The organism is Tychonema sp. LEGE 07196 (assembly GCF_963890365.1).
Classification (GTDB): domain Bacteria; phylum Cyanobacteriota; class Cyanobacteriia; order Cyanobacteriales; family Microcoleaceae; genus Microcoleus.
This window is the reverse complement of the sequence record NZ_CAWPRX010000131.1, coordinates 1-19,300: the sequence shown is the minus strand read 5'-3', so window position 1 is coordinate 19,300 and position 19,300 is coordinate 1. Positions and strand designations below refer to the sequence as shown.

The 19,300-nt window shown below is 45.1% G+C and carries 11 protein-coding genes; 7 read left to right on the top strand and 4 right to left on the bottom strand.

Translation table 11 applies throughout. The features are described 5' to 3' along the window. Nucleotides 1–193 precede the first annotated feature (193 nt). Nucleotides 194–745 (top strand): peroxiredoxin, encoded by a 552-nt coding sequence (locus tag AACV78_RS15515; protein WP_194008634.1) that lies wholly within the window; start codon nucleotides 194–196, stop codon nucleotides 743–745. A 44-nt stretch (nucleotides 746–789) separates the two neighbouring features. Here AACV78_RS15515 and AACV78_RS15510 read toward each other — a convergent pair whose 3' ends face one another. After that, nucleotides 790–957 carry a hypothetical protein gene (locus tag AACV78_RS15510; protein ID WP_194008635.1) on the bottom strand — a complete coding sequence of 56 codons (168 nt, stop codon included), beginning with the start codon at nucleotides 955–957 and terminating at the stop codon, nucleotides 790–792. A 100-nt stretch (nucleotides 958–1,057) separates the two neighbouring features. Beyond that, a complete protein-coding gene (locus AACV78_RS15505; RefSeq protein ID WP_194008636.1) occupies nucleotides 1,058–1,597 on the bottom strand; it encodes a phosphate-starvation-inducible PsiE family protein in 540 nt (179 codons plus the stop codon). A gap of 379 nt (nucleotides 1,598–1,976) precedes the next feature. Here AACV78_RS15505 and AACV78_RS15500 point away from each other — a divergent pair, with 379 nt between their 5' ends. Together AACV78_RS15500 and AACV78_RS15495 are read left to right on the top strand one after the other, a co-directional pair. Beyond that, entirely contained in the window at nucleotides 1,977–2,579 is a 603-nt protein-coding gene (locus AACV78_RS15500) for a superoxide dismutase (RefSeq protein ID WP_194008637.1), read from the top strand. Between the two features lie 522 nt (nucleotides 2,580–3,101). Continuing rightward, nucleotides 3,102–7,445, top strand: a complete 4,344-nt coding sequence (locus AACV78_RS15495) for a non-ribosomal peptide synthetase (RefSeq protein ID WP_194008638.1) — start codon at nucleotides 3,102–3,104, stop codon at nucleotides 7,443–7,445. Between the two features lie 610 nt (nucleotides 7,446–8,055). Here the strand turns inward: AACV78_RS15495 and AACV78_RS15490 are convergent. Together AACV78_RS15490 and AACV78_RS15485 are read right to left on the bottom strand one after the other, a co-directional pair. Next, nucleotides 8,056–8,799, bottom strand: coding sequence for an SGNH/GDSL hydrolase family protein (locus AACV78_RS15490; protein ID WP_194008639.1), 744 nt, complete (start codon nucleotides 8,797–8,799; stop codon nucleotides 8,056–8,058). A 290-nt stretch (nucleotides 8,800–9,089) separates the two neighbouring features. Further along, the gene (locus tag AACV78_RS15485; protein WP_194008640.1) at nucleotides 9,090–11,819 is read right to left on the bottom strand and encodes a bifunctional acetate--CoA ligase family protein/GNAT family N-acetyltransferase; all 2,730 of its coding nucleotides are present in this window, start codon (nucleotides 11,817–11,819) and stop codon (nucleotides 9,090–9,092) included. An 855-nt stretch (nucleotides 11,820–12,674) separates the two neighbouring features. On the opposite strand from AACV78_RS15485, the gene pflB reads away from it, so the two are divergent. From pflB to clpS, 4 genes are all read left to right on the top strand, one after another. Continuing rightward, nucleotides 12,675–14,903: a formate C-acetyltransferase gene (pflB, locus tag AACV78_RS15480; RefSeq protein WP_194008650.1), complete on the top strand. Its 2,229-nt coding sequence runs from the start codon at nucleotides 12,675–12,677 to the stop codon at nucleotides 14,901–14,903. A gap of 133 nt (nucleotides 14,904–15,036) precedes the next feature. Beyond that, complete coding sequence (gene pflA / locus AACV78_RS15475) at nucleotides 15,037–15,777, top strand: pyruvate formate-lyase-activating protein (protein WP_194008641.1); 741 nt, start codon at nucleotides 15,037–15,039, stop codon at nucleotides 15,775–15,777. A gap of 128 nt (nucleotides 15,778–15,905) precedes the next feature. Continuing rightward, nucleotides 15,906–18,539 (top strand): bifunctional acetaldehyde-CoA/alcohol dehydrogenase, encoded by a 2,634-nt coding sequence (adhE, locus tag AACV78_RS15470; RefSeq protein ID WP_194008642.1) that lies wholly within the window; start codon nucleotides 15,906–15,908, stop codon nucleotides 18,537–18,539. Between the two features lie 239 nt (nucleotides 18,540–18,778). Continuing rightward, nucleotides 18,779–19,072 (top strand): ATP-dependent Clp protease adapter ClpS, encoded by a 294-nt coding sequence (clpS, locus tag AACV78_RS15465; RefSeq protein ID WP_194008643.1) that lies wholly within the window; start codon nucleotides 18,779–18,781, stop codon nucleotides 19,070–19,072. Nucleotides 19,073–19,300 lie beyond the last annotated feature (228 nt).

Here is a 19,300-nt window from a genome sequence, read left to right as displayed (position 1 = left end):
TCCTGGCTAAATATCCGCTTTATTTCTTAACCGGCCAAGGCTGGTTCCCTCTGTCGAGAAGCGGTTTTAACCGCCGAATCATCAAAGGGTAGCTAACACCGGATTTGGTTTCAGAAGCAATCCGCGAATTGCCCCTACCCATTTAATCAGAAAACTGTAAACTTGTCTTAAGTACAATTCTACTTGTGAATTTATGATTTCCCGCCGCAATTTTTTTAGCACTTTATTGGCAATTTGTCTAGTCTTTCTCAGTTATAATTTTGCGGCCCCGGCCTTTGCCCTCGGCGGCAAGCTGCCGGCGGTGAATGAAGCTGCACCGGATTTTAGTTTGCCGACAAACAGTGGCGGCGGACAAGTGTCCCTCTCCGATTATCGCGGTAAGTGGCTGGTAGTCTATTTCTATCCCAAAGATTTTACATCGGGTTGTACGATCGAAGCGCGTCGATTCCAGCAAGACTTACCGAAATACTTGGCAAAAAACACTCAAATTATCGGCATCAGCGCTGATGATGTCAACTCCCACGCAGAATTTTGCGATGCTGAAGGTTTAAAATTTCCGCTGTTAGCTGATACCGACGGCCAAGTCAGCAAAGCTTACGGTTCTTGGATGAGTTTTATCTCGGCGCGGCACAGTTTTATTATTGATCCTGAAGGCACTTTGCGGGAAACTTTTGTTAAGGTTAACCCGGCGATTCACTCGCAAGAAGTGTTTTCCCGTCTGGAGGAATTGCAGGCTGAGGGTTAATATCGCGCCCCGTCGATTACACAAAAAACGCTTCCTAGTGCGGACTAAAGTCGGCCCTCGGCCCAGGAATCCTGTCCGATCGCGCGATCCTTAGTTCTTGGGGTTGGGCGATCGCACAGGATGTAATCTAATGGGAGCGCGATCGTCCAACCCCAATCAAATAAAATAGTAGTGAAGAATGCAAGTCCTCGGAAAACGCAAAAAACTTGCATTCCGAACGCTATCATGTTTATTTTGCCGAAAACAATGGCTAATAACGCCACCATTTGTAAAAGAGCTAATCTCAAATCTCAACTCGCCATTTAGCCCTACTCAATGAGAATTAAAATTGCTATTAACTGCAACAGGTTCTGAAGAAGATTCTGACTCTAACTGATTCTTCCTTTTGCTAGCAAAACGGCGTTCCGGGTCAATTCCCTCAAAGGTGGGCGGCAACCAAACTCGGACTATCAACAACACTCCCAAAACCAGCAAAAATGCTCCTGTTGATAATATTTGAATCCAGGGAGTTTCCAGCACTCCCCGCACGATTACTTCTCGCAAAACTGATACAATACAAACTTCCACAGCCACACCAATCGAAACGCGCTGTTCTTGCAAATAAATAATTAACAGGCGAAACAATTCCACCAAAACTAATAGAAATAGAATATCTGCCGTCACTTGCTGGAAATCCAAAGGAGGTAACAGCGAGAAAAACATTTCTCGCAGTTCAATGACCATAAAGCTGAACAAACCGATACACAAAGAAATTACAATTAAATCTTGAATTGTTTCGAGAACGCTGACTATTAGTTTCAAATTCAACCACTGCGGGGGGTTACTTGTATGGTTAAGTGAACGATTTTCCATTGACAGCTCCTGTAATCTGTTTGACCTGCTTACAGCTTAAGTTAAATAAAGTCACTCTTTGACAAAAAATAGGTTTAATTTATTTATAACTATTATCATGCTTCCCTGTGTTGACCATTTCCCCCCCCAAACTTTTATTTATCGCGCAAGTGGGTTGACATCTTGGCAATGTTTGTGCTAGCTCGCTCATAGTATTAGTAGATTTGGTGAAAACCAGAATTCAAAATCCAAAAATGCTGCAACTGAGATAAAATATAAACATTGTAAAGAATTATTTACGACAGCTTGATTAACTCAAGCTAGGGACTTTAGGCTCGAATCAACGAAAAGCCGGAAAGTCAACCGAAAAACAACAGCCACCTAGAGAGGATTGAACACAATGGCAATTACACTCGCACCATTACCCTTCGCCGCTGATGCCTTAGAGTCAGATCATATGTCGGCTAACACGTTTTCGTTTCACCACGATAAGCACCACGCTGCTTACGTGACAAATCTCAACAAAATGATTGAAGGCACGGAACTTGCCAGCAAATCCCTAGAAGAAATTGTGATGGCATCTGCTAAAGACCCATCCAAATCTGGCATTTTCAACAATGCAGGTCAAGTTTGGAACCACAATTTCTTTTGGAAGTCGCTTAAACCAGGTGGTGGCGGCACTCCGACAGGAGCTTTAGCTGATAAAATCAAGGCCGACTTTGGCAGCTTCGACAAATTCAAAGAAGAATTCAAGGCTGCTGCGACAACTCAGTTCGGCAGTGGCTGGGCTTGGCTGGTTTTGGACAACGGTACTTTGAAAGTTACCAAAACTGCGAACGCCGACACTCCGGTAGTACACGGTCAAACTCCTTTGCTGACTCTGGATGTGTGGGAACACGCTTATTATTTGGATTTCCAAAACCGTCGTCCCGACTACATTACTAATTTCTTGGATAATTTGGCTAACTGGGATTTCGCAGCAGAAAATTTGGCTGCGGCTTAGTAGCACCTAAGTTTTAGGATTAAAGTCCTCACTACGAATCTATTAAGTTCGTAGTGAGGACTTTATTTTTTGTTTCCAAGGACTGAAGTTCTCACTACTAGCTTAATAGGTTCGCTTAAGTAGGTCGGCGCTGTAAAACGTAAATATATAAACGACTATAAAGCATTGAAGTACACATCTAGCAACACTCTTTAGCCTGATTTACATATTTTTCTATTGTGAAGTTTAATATCGCCAACCTACTTAATAAGTGGATGTAAGAATAGGGATGGTAGTTTTGGAACTTCCACTGCCTGACACGGTATCTAATTTGTGAAGATTTCTAAACCCATTTGTAGGGAGGAAAGGAGAGTTATACTATCCTTTCCTCGCAAAGTCGGGACGTTTCCCCTTGTTAGAGCAATGTTGTTGTGATAGATAGAGTTTTGGATAGATAGATGTGTGGACAGATAGATGTCTGGAGAGATATATTTTTAATATTGGGTGCCGAAATATTTAACACAACCTTTTGGAGTATAAAAAATGACAAAAAACGTATCAGTAGTGATTCCATCCTACAATAGCGCCCAATTTTTACCGGAAGCAATTGAGAGTATACTTGGGCAGACTCTACCCGTATTTGAGATTATTGTCGTAGATGATGGTTCTACTGATGAAACGAAAGAAATTTGCGATCGTTACCCGCAAATAAAATACGTCTATCAAAAAAACCAAGGCGTTGCTGCTGCACGCAATACTGGTCTGCAGGTTAGTGCAGGAGAGTATATTCTGTTCCTGGATAGTGATGACTGCCTTTTACCTGAAGCGATCGAGATTGGAGTCAACCACATCAACGCCCTACCAGAGGTGGGCTTTGTATTTGGTCGTTATTTCTTCTATTCCATTCAACCTGATGGCTCATACAAAGTAGAAGAGACATATGAGGATCAGCCTGAAGTTGCTAATTATCAAACCATTTTAGCCACCCAGCATAAGATTCAATGCGGTTGTATTCTGTTTCGCCGTTTTGCTCTGGAGTCCGTCTCTATTGATTCTGTTGGTGCATTTGACCCAAGTCTAGTACCAATGGAAGATATCAATTTATTCCTGCGGGTTGCCCGTGAATTTCCGATTTATTTTCACGGTCAAGTCGTTTCTAAATATCGCTACACTGGCAATAACCTATCCAGTAAATCGGCAAAAATGCTGCTCCAGGCAAGACTATCCCACGGTCGGCAATGGAGTTACGTTCAACAAACCGGAAAAGAAGAATATATAGCTGCTTACGAACAAGGAAAAAAATCTTGGACTAAGCTTTTTGCCGATCGATTGCCTTACGAAATCCTGAGATATATACGAGCTCAAGAATGGGTTGCAGCGTTGGGTATTCTGAAATTGATCTTGTATTACGATCCCAAATTGCAATATATCGATCGGGAAATCTACGAAATATCCTATACAACTCTGATATCAGAACTACGCAAGCTCCCCCTTCAAGACTCCTTAGCCTATTGGCAAAAACAACTTGCGGGAGCCACCCCTCTATTACCCCTACCCACTGACAGGCCACGTCCCCCAGAGCAATCCCTCCAAGGAGCTTCTCTGTCTTTTAGCATTTCTGGGGAAATCACGACAGCCCTGGGCCAATTGGGCGGCCAGGAAGGCGTCGCCTTATCAACAACCCTGTTAGCCGCGTTTAAGATCTTGCTCTATCGCTATACAGGTACGGAAGACGTGATTGTTGGCTCCCCCTTTGTGAGCCGTGTGAATGCAGAAAATTTTGTCAATGCCGTTCCCCTTCGTACAGATATGTCGGGTAATCCCACGTTTCCAGAGTTTCTGGGACGAGTGCGGAAAGTTGTTTTGTTAGGGCAAGCCTATCAAGATGTGCCCTATTGCTTATTGGTCGATCAATTTTGTCCCCAGCCCGACTTAAGCTATTCCCCTCTGTTTCAAGTGACCTTTGTCTTTGAGGAAAATATTCCCTTCCAAAGGATCGATCTGTCAACATTAACAGCCAGTCCGTGGGTGATTGAAAACAACGAAGGAAAGTTTGACTTAACTTTATTCTTAAAACCAACCAGCGCAGGATTGGAGGGGAGTTGGTACTACAGCACGGATTTGTTTGATGCAGAAACTATTGAACGAATGAACGAGCATTTCCAGATTTTGTTGGCTGGGATTGTGGCTCATCCAGAACAATCGATTTCTGCCTTACCGCTGTTGCCAGACCAAGAAAAAAATCTGTTGCTTGTGGAATGGAATCAGACTCAAAAAGATGAGTCGCAAGAGCTATGCCTGCACCAGTTAATAGCTCAACAAGCAGAAGTAACTCCAGAGAAAATTGCGGTTTCCTTTGAAGGTCAAACATTGACGTACAAAGAACTACATCAACGCTCTAATCAACTGGCCCACTATTTGCAACAAAGAGGGGTGAAGCCGGATGATTTAGTGGGCATTTGTGTCGATCGCTCTCTGGAAATGCTTGTGGGATTATTAGGTGTGCTGAAGGCGGGCGGAGCCTATGTTCCCATAGACCCCAACTACCCTCCCGATCGCGTGGAATACATGATCGAGAATTCCCAAGCCCAAGTATTGTTAACACAACAGCAGCTTGTGAATAGCCTGCCTGCCAAAGAAGCCAAAAAAGCATTGGTCATCTGTTTGGATACGGATTGGCCACTGATTGCCCAAGAGAGTCAGGAAATGCCGATCGCCAGCGTTACGCCAGAAAATATGGCCTACGTCATTTACACGTCTGGTTCTACGGGTAAGCCCAAAGGCGTACAAGTTCTTCACCGCGGGGCAGTCAATTTTTTAAATTCGATGCGCGAACAACCGGGAATTTGTGAGGCGGATATTTTGCTGTCTGTCACCACTCTCTCTTTTGATATTGCAGTCTTAGAACTGTTCTTACCTCTGACTGTGGGAGCGCAGGTTGTGATCCTGAGTCGGGAAGCTGCTATGGATGGCAGAAAGTTATTAAGGACGATCGTCCAATTAGGCATTACGATCCTGCAAGCGACTCCAGTGACTTGGCGATTATTGATAGAATCGGGTTGGGAAAGTCAGTTCCCGCTGAAAATCCTCTCCGGTGGGGAAGCCATGCCCAAAGAATTGGCTGCCCAATTGTTAACCAAAGGTACAGAACTTTGGAATATGTACGGGCCGACGGAAACAACAGTTTGGTCAACAGTTTATCAAGTCAAAGACGCCGAACAGCGAATTTTAATTGGTAAGCCGATCGCCAACACCGATATCTACATCTTAGATTCTCTCCTGCAACCCGTTCCCATTGGGGTGGCTGGGGAATTACATATTGGTGGTTCAGGATTAGCGCGAGGCTATTTGCAACGTGACGATTTAACCACTGAGAGATTTATTCCTAATCCCTTTCGAGAAACCGAACGAATATATAAGACAGGGGACTTAGCACGTTATTTGCCCGATGGAAATATTGAGTGTTTAGGTCGCCTAGATTTTCAAGTCAAAATTCGCGGTTTTCGGATCGAACTCGGTGAAATCGAGTCTGTTTTGGTCAAACATTCCAACGTGCAGCAGGCAGTGGTCATCGTCAGGGAAGATTTTCCTGGCGACAAGCGTCTAGTGGGTTATATTGTCGCTCTCAACAATCAGAACCCAAGCATCCAAGAACTGCGAAGTCTGCTCAAGGAGTATGTACCAGAATATATGGTGCCATCTATCTTCGTTTTCTTGGAAGCTCTACCTCTAACACCGAATGGTAAGGTAGATCGTAAAGCTCTACCTGTACCTGAACAATCTCGCGAAGCAGCAATCATACCCGCCACTCAAAAGGCTCTAGATTTGCCCGCCCCTACAACTCAAGAAAAGCCAGAAAAGCCAGAAAAAAGTGCCAAGCCCAAGGATGATTTGGAAGTTCAACTCGTCAATATTTGGGAAGAAGTATTGAATATTTCACCCATCAGTACGACAGATAATTTCTTCGAGATGGGAGGACATTCCCTATTAGCGATATCCCTAATTCGTGAAATAGAGAAAACCTACAATAAAGAGCTACCTTTACCTATCCTTTTCCAATCGCAAACGATTCAGCAGTTGGCTAACACCCTTCGCAAACAAAGATTCTCGTCTTCTTCGCAGGCTTTAGTCACGATTCAGAAAGGTAGTTCCAAACTGCCTTTATTCTTTATTTACGGCATATTCCTTTACTATAATTTATCAAGACACCTCGGCAAAGACCAAACCTGTTATGGAGTCTATGTCAAAGAGGAAGTCAATATGTTCCAAAGGAATAATCTTGACCAATCACCAACGCCTTCAGTGAGTGTTCCATATCTGGCCACTCGCTACCTCAAAGAAATACAAAAACATCAGCCTAAAGGCCCTTACCTCCTAGCGGGTGAGTCCTTAGGTGGCTTAGTAGCTTTTGAAATAGCACATCAACTTCATTTACAGGGTGAGGAAGTAGCTTTCCTGGGCCTTTTGGATAGTGCGATTCCAGGAAAAAACCAACTATCATTGAGTCAGAAGCTGGCTTTTCATATCAAAAAGCTCCGCAAACAAGGGATTTCATATTTATTCCAAAAGATACTAAAATCGAAGACTAAATCGACTCCTGATATTAACATTAATAATGTTAATAATAGCGTCGATCCTCTAGTAGAGTTTCGGCAGTACGCTTTCAATAGTTACAAGCCACAGCCTTACCCAGGCAGGGCAGTTTTGTTCCGGGCGAAGGAGGAAAGTCACTTTAGCACTTTGGAAAACTGGAAGGAACTGTTGCTTGAAGGATTAGATATATATGATATCCCTGGAGATCATCTAAGTATCCTTCAAGAACCCAATGTCCCTCTATTAGCCGAAAAAATGAGAGTGCATATCGATCGAGCTTTAGCAAAACTTTAGGCTGTTGAGTTGAACGACTGATACAAAGGATTCAACAAGCTATTACAGCTCAAACAATGCGTCAACGCGCCGCCAGATTGGCGGCGCACATCCAAGCGGAAGATGGTATTACCAAGGCAGTTGCTATCGTACAGGAAATCTAAAATTGTGGGACTGTTTACGGATAACCCGTATGCTACTGGAGGAATTCAAAGAACCTTAAGTTAATCGTACTTATACCCCAATACGGTTTACTTAAGTTATAGAACCCATTTGATATCTATTCTGTGTAAATCTCAGAAACCGGGTTGAGCTCTATATTTCTCGTCACCCAACCAAAAACTCCAAGAATACCCGGTTTCTCGCCATGAGCGTAAATCTCAGAAACCAGTTTATCTCTATATTTCTCGTCACCCAACCCAAAAACTCAAAGATGTCAAATGGGTTCTCTAAGGATTGTGAATTAAATAATTTCCATTTTTCTTCTAGCCCATCCCACAACAATCAAATTTGGAAGTTATTTAATTCTCATTTCTAAGTTGTAGGGTGCATCGCTCGTTTAATCTGGCGTTCCAGGGCGAGAGTTGTTTTTGGCGACGCACCCTACGTTGACTTAAGTGAACCGTATTGGTTATCCCCCCTTCAGTATTTTTAATAAGGCTCTTCGATAAATCTGTCTGCCTTCTGAGTCAAGGTGAACGCCATCTGTTGTTACCTGATCTTTCAATACTGTCCCTTCGTACAGGGGCTGAATTTCTTTTTCTACTATCAATAACTTATCTGTCGCTGCCACTTGACGAGTCAAGGCTTGAATGCTTTTCACTCTTTCCAAAGAACCTGCTAGTGTGATATCATGGCTGGCTTCAATCGTTGAGTAAAAAGCAGGGATTAACACTACTTTTTTGGTGTTCATTTTTGTTCTGACAGTGCGGATAATTTCCTGCATATTGTCAACAAATTGTGGATCATTTATCCGATAACCCGCATCGTTAGTACCGATCGCAATAATTGATGTATTACATTTAACGTTAGCAGCAGTTAAGAGTTTGAGCTGTTCGATCAGAGAAATTGTTGACATTCCGGGCAAGGCAAAATTAAAAGTATCTTGACCCATTGTATTTCCCAGCTCAGAGGTGATAGAATCGCCCCAAATGCAAGCATTGATTTGAGTGTTTTTAGTCAGATATAGTTGATAATCAACTTCATCTAGCCACCAAGAACTAGAACTTAGGGTGTCTGTCGATAATCCGATGGCATTTGCATTAAACACGACTAAAAATCTACCTAAATACCCCTTCTTTATCGTAAATTCTAAAATCCCTGTTAAGAGAATGACATTTAATAGCAGTGAAATGATCGCGATAGTTTTTTTCATACAGGTATGAGCCAGTAAATTAACAGAAATTATCAATAGACCTCTTGCAAAAGTGCTTTTAATCAAATTGTGGAACAGGCTTTTCGGCTTGTTCCACGATCAACATTTTTTATTATGGAAGGAGCCGGAGAATCCATCCTAGTTATTTTTGCAAGAGGTCTAATCACTACACTACCAAAAAGTAATTCACAATTATAATCAGTTTGTCCGATCGCGAATTACGAATTAAGCGATCGCACTCCTCCATCTTGTTTGAGATCGAATAGAGTGCGCGCGTAAGACTGGATGAGCTAGTAGACAAAAACAGCTTTCAACATTCCTTCACCTCGCTCTGGTTTCAGTTCAAATCCTATTTTTTCACAGAGGCTCTGCATCTTGTAGTTGCTAGTGAGAATGTAGCCGACGATCGCATTTAATTTCTCTTCGCGACCAATTTGCAGCAGCAGCCTCAATAATTCTGTTCCCAAACCCCGCTCCTGATAGCTGTCACGGACGATCAGGGCAAATTCGGCTTCGTTTTTGCCGTGCAGATTGCTGAGACGTGCTACTCCCAAAATCTGGTGTTCTGAGGTTTCGGGGTCTTTGCGATCGGCTACTAACAGCATTTCTCGATCGTAGTCAATAAAACAACTCCGGGTCAAACGTTCGTGAGCGATGCGGTGCTTTAAATTTACCATATGAGCGTAGCGCAAATACACGCTCTCTTCGGAAAGCTCTTGATGAAACAGCACCATCAGCGGCTCATCTTCCGGGCGAATCGGACGGATGGTAATGGAACTATCTGTTGACCATTGTTGAACGTATTGCACCGGATAGGGGCGAATCGCAGGTGAAACGGTGTTTTCTGTAGTCTGGAGCACAACGCGGGCATCGAGGGCGATCGCACCTTCTGGAGAAACCAGCAGCGGATTAATATCTATCTCGGCAATCTGAGGTTGCTCGACAATCAGTTGACTGAAACGAACTAATAACTGTTCGAGTTTTTCTAGGTCAATTGCCGATCGCCCGCGCACTCCTTGCAAAGCTTTGTAGATGCGCGTTTGCTCCATCATCCGCCGCGCTAGGGTGGTATTTAAAGGCGGCAGTGCTAGCGATCGATCCTGAAACACTTCTACTAATTGTCCGCCGGAACCAAACAGCATGACTGGCCCAAATTGGGGGTCGATACTGCTACCCAAAATTAGTTCGTAGCCTTCCAAACGCACCATCGGCTGCACAGTCACGCCGAGAAACGCTGCGGGATCGATCGCCCGTACCCGCTGGGCGATCGCCTCAAAGGCACTAATTACAGCCTTAGAATCGCCTAAATTTAGTTGTACGCCCCCCACATCGGTCTTGTGAGTAATCGTCTCAGAATGCAGTTTTAGCACCACAGGATAACCGAGGCGATCGGCAATTTCCACAGCCTCGCGATCGCTGGTGGCTATGGATGTGGCGATGGTGGGAATCCCATAAGCAGAGAGTAACTGCTTTGATTCGTACTCTGTTAACAGAGCGCGATCGCTTGTGCGTGCAGAAGTCAAAATCTTAGCGATCGTCGGTCGATCGGGACTCCAGAGATCCGAATCAGCCGCGAGAGAAGGCGTTTCGTAGATAGCGCGCAGGTTGTAGCTGTACCGCCACATATAATTGAATAACCTGACGGCCGTATCGGGATAGGGGAAAGTCGGAATTTTGGCTTGATTGAGAATTTCCGTTGCTGCTAAAACTTCTGCACCGCCCATCCAGCTTGTTAATAAGGGCTTTCCGAGTTTGCTGTAGGACTTTAATTCTTCTGCGGTTTTGGTGGGATTTGTCATCGCTTGGGGTGTGAGGATGACCAACAATCCGTCACTATTGGGATCGGGAGCGACAACTTCTATAGTTTTGGCGTAGCGATCGCTACTAGCATCGCCCAAAATATCGATCGGGTTTTGATGGCTCCACTGAGGCGGCAAAAACCCATCAAGCTGCTGCAGCGTCTCCGGTGCAAGCTCTGCCAGGGCACCGCCGCCGCTAATTAAGGCATCAGTGGCGATCGCCCCTGGGCCTCCTGCATTGGTGACGATCGATAGGCGGTTCCCTAGGGGTCGGGGTTGCTTTGCCAGAATTTCTGCCATGTCAAACAGATCGGAAATCGTATGTACCCGCAACGCACCACAGCGGCGGAAAGCAGCGTTGAGCACGTCATCGCTGCCAGTCAAAGCTCCCGTATGGGAAGCGGCGGCGGCGGCGGCGGCGGCGGTACGTCCCACCTTGAGAATGATGATCGGTTTGTCGATCGCCACTGGGCGGGCGGCGGACAGGAACGATCGAGCATCACCCATCGATTCCATGTATAAAACAATACTTTTGGTGTGGGGGTCATCCCCAAAATACTCGATCAGATCGCCCCAACCGACATCGAGCATAGAGCCGATCGACACAAAAGTGCTAAAACCGACATTTTCTCCCAAACTCCAATCCAGAATCGAAGTACAGAGGGCGCCACTTTGACTGATGAAGGCTACATTACCCGGACGGGCGATCGTACCTGCAAAAGTAGCATTGAGCCCGAGAACAGGATTCATCACGCCGAGACAATTGGGGCCGATAATCCGCATTCCGCCCAGACGCGCTGCAGCCATAATTTCCTGTTCTAGCGCAACGCCTGCCGGGCCAATTTCTTTAAAACCAGCAGAAACAATCACTGCCCCTTTCACCCCAGCAGCGATACATTCGCGGATTGCTTGCGGTACAACAGCCGCCGGCGTAGCAATCAGCGCCAAATCCACTACTTCCGGGACGCTAGCAATGTCTGGATAAGACTTGAGCCCCAGGACGCTGTGGCGCTGGGGATTTACCGGAAAAACTGTTCCGCCAAAGGGATTGCTAATCAAGTTCCACAGGAGAGTGCGTCCGACGCTTCCTTTTCTCTCTGTTGCGCCGATAACAGCCACGGATCGAGGATGAAAAATGCGATCGAGTTCGTGACGCTGTTCTTTCCAAATATCGTGAGCCGGATCGCTCGCAGTGCTGTGATTGACTGAATTTATCTGCATAATACCCTAGTTCAATTGATCGGCCATTAATGTTGCTTTGCTGTCGGTAAAAGCAATAAACCAGAAAGCAGAACCAAGAAACAAGAACCAAGAAGGCTTTAAGCTATTCTGCATTTAAATTGTATATTTCGATAATCGAGCGAAAATCGTCAAATCCACTCTCCTTTTTATCCGAAGAGCAACTTGTGCTAAGAGCGCAGTGGAAGGAAGCCTTTATAGCTTCCTTTTTCTCCTCTGGCGCTCGATCGCCATACACAATCTAAATGCTCTCACAGCTTAGCCATCTAGGAGAGCAGTGATAATACTGACGGAACCAGCCAAACCAGCCTTATTGAAAGTTTAATTAGGTGAATTTACTGAACAATTACCGCATCAAATCCGAACTATTTTTCGGTTTTTTCGGCTTGTTCGGCTGGTTCTCGATCTCGCTCCAGTAGCGTTTTGGACATCTTACTTACGTGATTGTCACATTTTAAATAGGATCTCCGGGTGCGTCAGTTTTAAGGTTAGTACCAAAAATTTGTTTTTTTCACTAACGCACCCTACTGATGGTGTCACTTGCCAAATTCCTGTGACAACAAAATCTGATTGCACGTTTCCGACCAACCCGACATTAAACAACAAGGCTGTTGTCAAAGTGTTAGTTCAGAATCCAATTTTATCATAATTTCATCAAAAACTCCAGAGGGATTTCTGGATATTATCTATTTTGATTTTTTCCCCAAAATTGGAAAGTAAACTTTTGTCACAAAGGGCAAAAAAGCTATTAAAAATTTGGAAATTCAAGATATGCTAGATTTAGCGATTAAAGAAGAAAAAAAGATCGCTAACAAAAACTTGAGGCGAAAAAAAGCTATGTTTATAGAATGGCAGGGCTTTACAGAAGGCAGTTGGACAAAAGAAGTCAACGTTAGAGACTTTATTCAAAAGAATTACACCCCCTACGAAGGGAATGCAGAATTTCTCGCAGCACCAACCGAAAAAACCCAGCAGCTTTGGCAAAAAGTTCTGGAACTAATGAAGCAAGAGCGCGAAAAAGACGTGTTGGATGTTGATACAAAAGTACCCACATCGATCGTCGCTCATGCAGCAGGATACATCGATCGCGAGTTAGAACAAATAGTAGGTTTGCAAACCGATCGACCTTTGAAACGCGCGATTATGCCCTTCGGCGGAATTCGCGTGGTCAAGGCTGGTTTAGAAGCTTACGGTTATCAACTCGATACACAAACAGAAGAAATATTTACGAAATATCGCAAAACACACAACGATGGTGTCTTCGATGTTTACACCCGCTCCATGCGTTTGGCGAGACGTTCTGGTATCATCACAGGTTTGCCAGATGCCTACGGACGCGGGCGCATCATTGGTGACTACCGGCGCGTTGCTCTGTACGGTGTCGATCGCCTAATTGATGATAAGAAACACCAGCAAGAATCGCTCGAACTAGAAGCGATGGACGAGAAAACAATTCGCCTGCGCGAAGAGTTATCCGAGCAAATTCGCGCCTTGTTTGAGTTGAAAGAAATGGCTGCTAACTACGGCTTTGATATTGGCAAGCCGGCGGCCAATGCACGAGAAGCTATCCAGTGGCTGTATTTTGGCTACTTGGGAGCAGTGAAAGAACAAAATGGGGCGGCGATGTCCCTCGGCCGTGTATCCACGTTTCTAGACATTTATTTCGAGCGCGATTTGCAAAGTGGCACCAGTTCCGAACAGGAATTGCAAGAACTAATCGACCATTTTGTAATGAAACTCCGCATGGTGCGGTTTTTGCGAACTCCCGACTATAACCAACTGTTCTCTGGCGATCCAACTTGGGTAACAGAGGCGATCGGCGGTATGAGCAATGACGGGAGAACATTGGTAACTCGCAACAGTTTCCGATTCTTGCACACTCTCTTAAATCTCGGTACTGCGCCAGAACCTAACCTTACCGTTTTGTGGTCGGAAAATTTGCCGGAAAGCTTCAAGGAATTTTGTGCAAAAATATCCAGCGATACGAGTTCGATTCAGTACGAAAACGACGATCTAATGCGTCCTGACTACGGCGACGATTATGCGATCGCCTGTTGCGTCTCCGCGATGCGAATTGGTAAGCAAATGCAGTTTTTCGGAGCGCGAGTTAACTTAGCTAAGACTTTGCTCTATGCAATCAACGGCGGTATAGATGAGAAATCCGGCGACCAAATTGCGCCGCAATTTACACCAATTACTTCCGAATATCTCGATTATGACGAGGTAAAAGCGCGGTTCCATGACATGATGGCGTGGTTGGCAAAAACCTATATCAATACGCTGAATGTCATTCACTATATGCACGATAAATACTGCTATGAGCGTCTAGAAATGGCATTGCACGATCGCGATGTTTATCGGACAATGGCCTGTGGAATTGCCGGACTGTCCGTGGTGGCGGATTCGCTTTCGGCGATTAAATACGCTAAAGTTAAGGTGATTCGCAACGAGCAAGGTTTAGCAGTAGATTACTCGACGGAAGGCGAATATCCCAAATACGGCAATAATGACGATCTCGCAGACAATTTGGCGATCGAACTCGTGCAAAGTTTCATGAACGAAATTCGCCAGCACAAAACCTACCGTGATGCTGTAGCAACTCAATCGGTACTCACGATTACTTCTAACGTAGTGTACGGCAAAAAAACTGGTAGTACACCCGACGGACGCAAAGCAGGGGAACCCTTTGCTCCCGGTGCTAACCCGATGCACGGGCGAGATTCCTGCGGGGCGATCGCATCCTTATCTTCTGTCGCCAAACTGCCTTACAGCGATTGTCAAGATGGCATATCGAATACTTTTTCGATTCTACCAGCAGCCTTGGGCAGAATGGAAGGCGATCGGACAAAAAACCTAGTCGGGCTGCTAGACGGCTATTTCCACGATGGCGGCCATCACATTAATGTTAACGCGCTCGATCGGCAAACATTACTAGATGCGATGGAACATCCCGAAAAATATCCACAGCTAACAATTCGCGTCTCCGGTTATGCGGTGAACTTCATCAAGCTTACCCGCGAACAACAATTAGATGTGATTAAACGGACATTCCACGAACGGGTATAGCTTCGACTTCGCTCAGCCACCAACCTAAACGGTGTCTGAGCAAAGCCCAAACTCAAACTTCGACTTCGCTCAGTTAACAATTTAACCGCTGGCTGAGCGGAGTTGAAACCAAGCAAAATTCAAAACCAAATCAATGTCTGGAATTGGACGTATTCACTCAATCGAAACTTTTGGTACCGTCGATGGCCCCGGAATCCGGTTTATCGTCTTCACCCAAGGCTGTCCCTTACGCTGTCTTTACTGTCACAATCCCGACTGTCGCAATTCCCACGATGGTAAAGAAGTAACCGTCGATTATTTAATCGATCAAATTACCAAATGTAAATCATACCTGCGGAAAGGAGGCGTTACAGTCAGCGGCGGCGAACCTTTGATGCAGCCAGATTTTGTCAGAGAAATCTTTAGCCGCTGTCATCAAATGGGGTTGCATACAGCCTTAGACACATCAGGATTCTGTCTGCTAGAACTTGCTAAACCGGTGCTGGAAATGACCGATCTGGTTTTGTTGGACATCAAATCCTACATTCCCGAAGTGTATTACAAAGTCACCAACGTTTCCATCGAGCCTACTTTAGCAATGGCTAAATATCTCAGCGAAATTGGCAAACCGACTTGGATTCGCTTCGTTTTAGTTCCTCACCTCACAGATGCCATCGAAAACATAGAAAAACTAGCAGATTTTATTGCCAGTCTGACCAGTGTGGAAAGAGTAGAAGTATTACCATTTCATAAAATGGGAGAATACAAATGGGAACAATTAAAGCTGAATTACGAACTCAAAGATACACCTCCAGCTTCACCGGAACTCGTCCAAAAAACTGTTGATATTTTTAGCAATCGCGGCATTTATGCGATCGGAGCTAGCGGTATATAATAATTAAAATACCGCGTTCACAATTCACCAACAACCTTGAAATTATCTGCGCCGATCTGCGGGTTACCTACCTACCAATCAAAGGTTGAGGCAATAATTATCACAAAATAAACATCAGGAAAAAACTCATGAAAGTTACCAATTTAGAAGAATTAGAAGTCCTAATTCAAAAAGTTAAAGCAGCCCAAGCTGAATTTGCTACCTACACTCAAGAACAAGTCGATCGCATATTCAAGCAAGTAGCTTTAGCCGCTAATGCCGCCCGCATTCCCTTAGCCAAGGCAGCAGTCAAAGAATCGGGAATGGGAGTCATCGAAGATAAGGCAATCAAAAATCATTTTGCCTCGGAAATGATTTACAACAAATACAAAAACGATAAGACTTGCGGTATCATCGAGTCCGATCGCCATTTTGGCTACGAACGCATTGCCGAACCGGTGGGACTGCTGGCGGGAATCGTCCCTGTAACTAACCCGACTTCCACCACCATCTTTAAGTCTTTAATCGTGCTCAAGACGAGAAATGGCATTATATTTTCTCCCCATCCCCGCGCCAAATCCTGCACGGCTGCGGCGGCAAAAATCATCCTCGATGCTGCTGTAGCTGCTGGAGCACCACCGGATATTATTGGGTGGATTGACGAGCCAACTGTGCCACTTTCCCAAGCTTTGATGCAGCACCCCGATATCAAATTAATTTTGGCAACTGGCGGGCCGGGAATGGTAAAAGCGGCCTACTCTTCAGGACATCCCTCCCTCGGTGTCGGCGCGGGAAATACTCCGGCCATCATCGATGAAACCGCCCACATCCAAATGGCTGTTAGCTCAATTTTGCTCAGCAAAACTTTCGACAACGGCACGATTTGTGCTTCGGAACAATCGGTAGTTGTTGTGGATGAGGTGTACGATGCCGTGCAACTAGAATTTATCAAGCGCGGTGCTTATTTCCTGAATGCTGAAGAACGGGAAAAAGTGCGGCAGGTAATCTTAATTGATGGTCGATTGAATGCTGAAATTGTCGGACAATCGGTGCAAAAGGTGGCAGAAATTGCTGGCTTTTCAGTGCCGTCAAACATCAGGGTTTTGATTGGAGAAGTGGAGGCGATAGGTAAAGAAGAACCCTTTGCTTGTGAAAAACTTTCGCCGATTCTCGCAATGTACCGCGCCAAGGATTTTACTGAAGCAGTAGACAAAGCTGAAGCGCTGATAATTTTTGGCGGACACGGCCATACTTCTGTACTCTACACGGCTCCGCACAATCAAAACCACATTCGTTATTTTGAAAGCAAACTAGAGACTTCGCGGGTGCTGATTAATACGCCTTCTTCTCAAGGTGCGATCGGCGATTTGTACAATTTCCGCCTCGATCCCTCCCTTACCCTCGGTTGCGGTAGCTGGGGCGATAATTCGATTTCTGTCAACGTGACACCCCATCACCTGCTGAATATCAAAACTGTAGCAGAAAGGCGCGAAAATATGCTCTGGTTCCGCATTCCTCCCAAGATTTATTTTAAGTCTGGCTGCATTCCTGTAGCTTTGAGGGATCTTGCAGGTAAGAAACGTGCTTTGATTGTGACGGATAAACCTTTGTTTGAATTGGGATTGGTTAAGGAAGTCACAGATAGTTTGGAAGAAATTGGCATCGCTCATTATACATTTTATGATGTGGAACCCGATCCTTCCCTTGCTACTGTTCGCAAAGGTTTAGAAATTTGCAATAGTTTCCATCCCGATGTAATTATTGCTTTTGGTGGTGGCTCGCCGATGGATGCTGCTAAGGTAATGTGGCTGATGTACGAGCATCCAGAAATTGAGTTTGAAGGATTGGCGATGCGGTTTATGGATATTCGCAAGCGGGTATACGAACTGCCTCCTTTGGGTTCTAAGGCACTTATGGTGGCAATTCCAACTACTTCGGGAACGGGTTCGGAAGTTACACCTTTTGCGGTTGTTACCGATGAGAAATCGGGGATTAAGTATCCGCTGGCTGATTATGCTCTGACTCCGAGTATGGCGATTGTCGATCCCGAAATTACGCTGAATATGCCCCGGAAACTGACTGCTTATGGTGGCGTTGATGCGCTGACTCACGCTTTAGAAGCTTATGTTTCTGTGTTGGCTTCTGAGTATACAAATGGTTTGGCTTTAGAAGCGATTCGTTTGCTGTTTAAATATCTGCCTAGCGCTTACAAAAATGGTGCTAACGATCCGAAAGCGCGGGAGAAAGTACATTATGCTGCTACGATCGCCGGGATGGCATTTGCGAACGCTTTTCTGGGGGTTTGTCACTCAATGGCTCACCAATTAGGTGCAACTTGTCACGTCCCTCACGGTTTAGCGAACGCGCTGATGATTTCCCATGTAATTCGCTACAATGCAACGGATGTTCCGTTCAAGCAAGCGATTTTTTCTCAGAATAAGTATCCTAACAGCAAGTGGCGTTATGCGCGAATTGCGGATTATCTGAATTTGGGCGGGGAAACACTAGATGAGAAAGTTGAGAACTTGATCGCAGCGGTGGAAGATTTGAAGCGTCAGGTAGATATTCCTAGCACGATTCAGGAGGCGATCGCCAGTCAGGGAATGAGTGATGATTTCTTTTTTGCTCGCGTTGAGGAAATGGCCGATCGCGCTTTTGACGATCAATGCACCGGAGCAAACCCCCGCTATCCGCTGATTGAAGATTTAAAGCAACTTCTGCTGCAAGCATACTCTGACACCAACACTTCTGGGGTCGATCGAGAGTTAACTGTAGTTGGATAAGCTGTACTGCATCTAACGATCGATCGGAAACCGGGTTTTTCAACAAAAATCGTGGGTAGAAACCCTCAATTTCCTGAAAACCCGGTTTCTTTGTCCTCAAATCTCAAATCGAAAAATCGCCCTGGAAAATCGCCAAAGTCGATTTATTTGCAAGGGGCGGTTTTAAAGTTCAGAAATTGTGATATAGTTGAAGAGGTAACTATTTTACGAATTTTGTAGTTTCAGTGGCTGTTCGCGCGATGACCTCTTCACCAACCATAGCACCCGTTCGATCGAGTCAAGTTACCCGCAAGCCTTATCCTAACTATCGGGTAATAGTCCTCAACGACGATTTCAATACATTTCAGCACGTAGTGGAATGTTTGACAAAATACATTCCAGGGATGACGAGCGATCGAGCTTGGGATCTCGCCAACCAAATCCACAACGAAGGCCAGGCCACCGTCTGGGTTGGCCCGCAAGAACAAGCAGAACTTTATCATATGCAATTGAGCCGTGCTGGACTGACAATGGCTCCGCTAGAGTCTACTTAAAAGTCTGTAGAAGCCCGAAAGTTAGACTTTTTGTGGCTAATTAATCTTAAAGCAATACGATATCCGCTGAAGCTAAACTCGATCGGCATAAATATTCGATCTGTTAACTGCCGATTTCCAGCGGATAGACACAGATAGACGCAGATAATTCAATAAAACTCTTGCAAAAATCCAAAGTACCCCACCCCAACCCTCCCCTCCCGCGGGGAGGGAGCAAGATTATTCTTG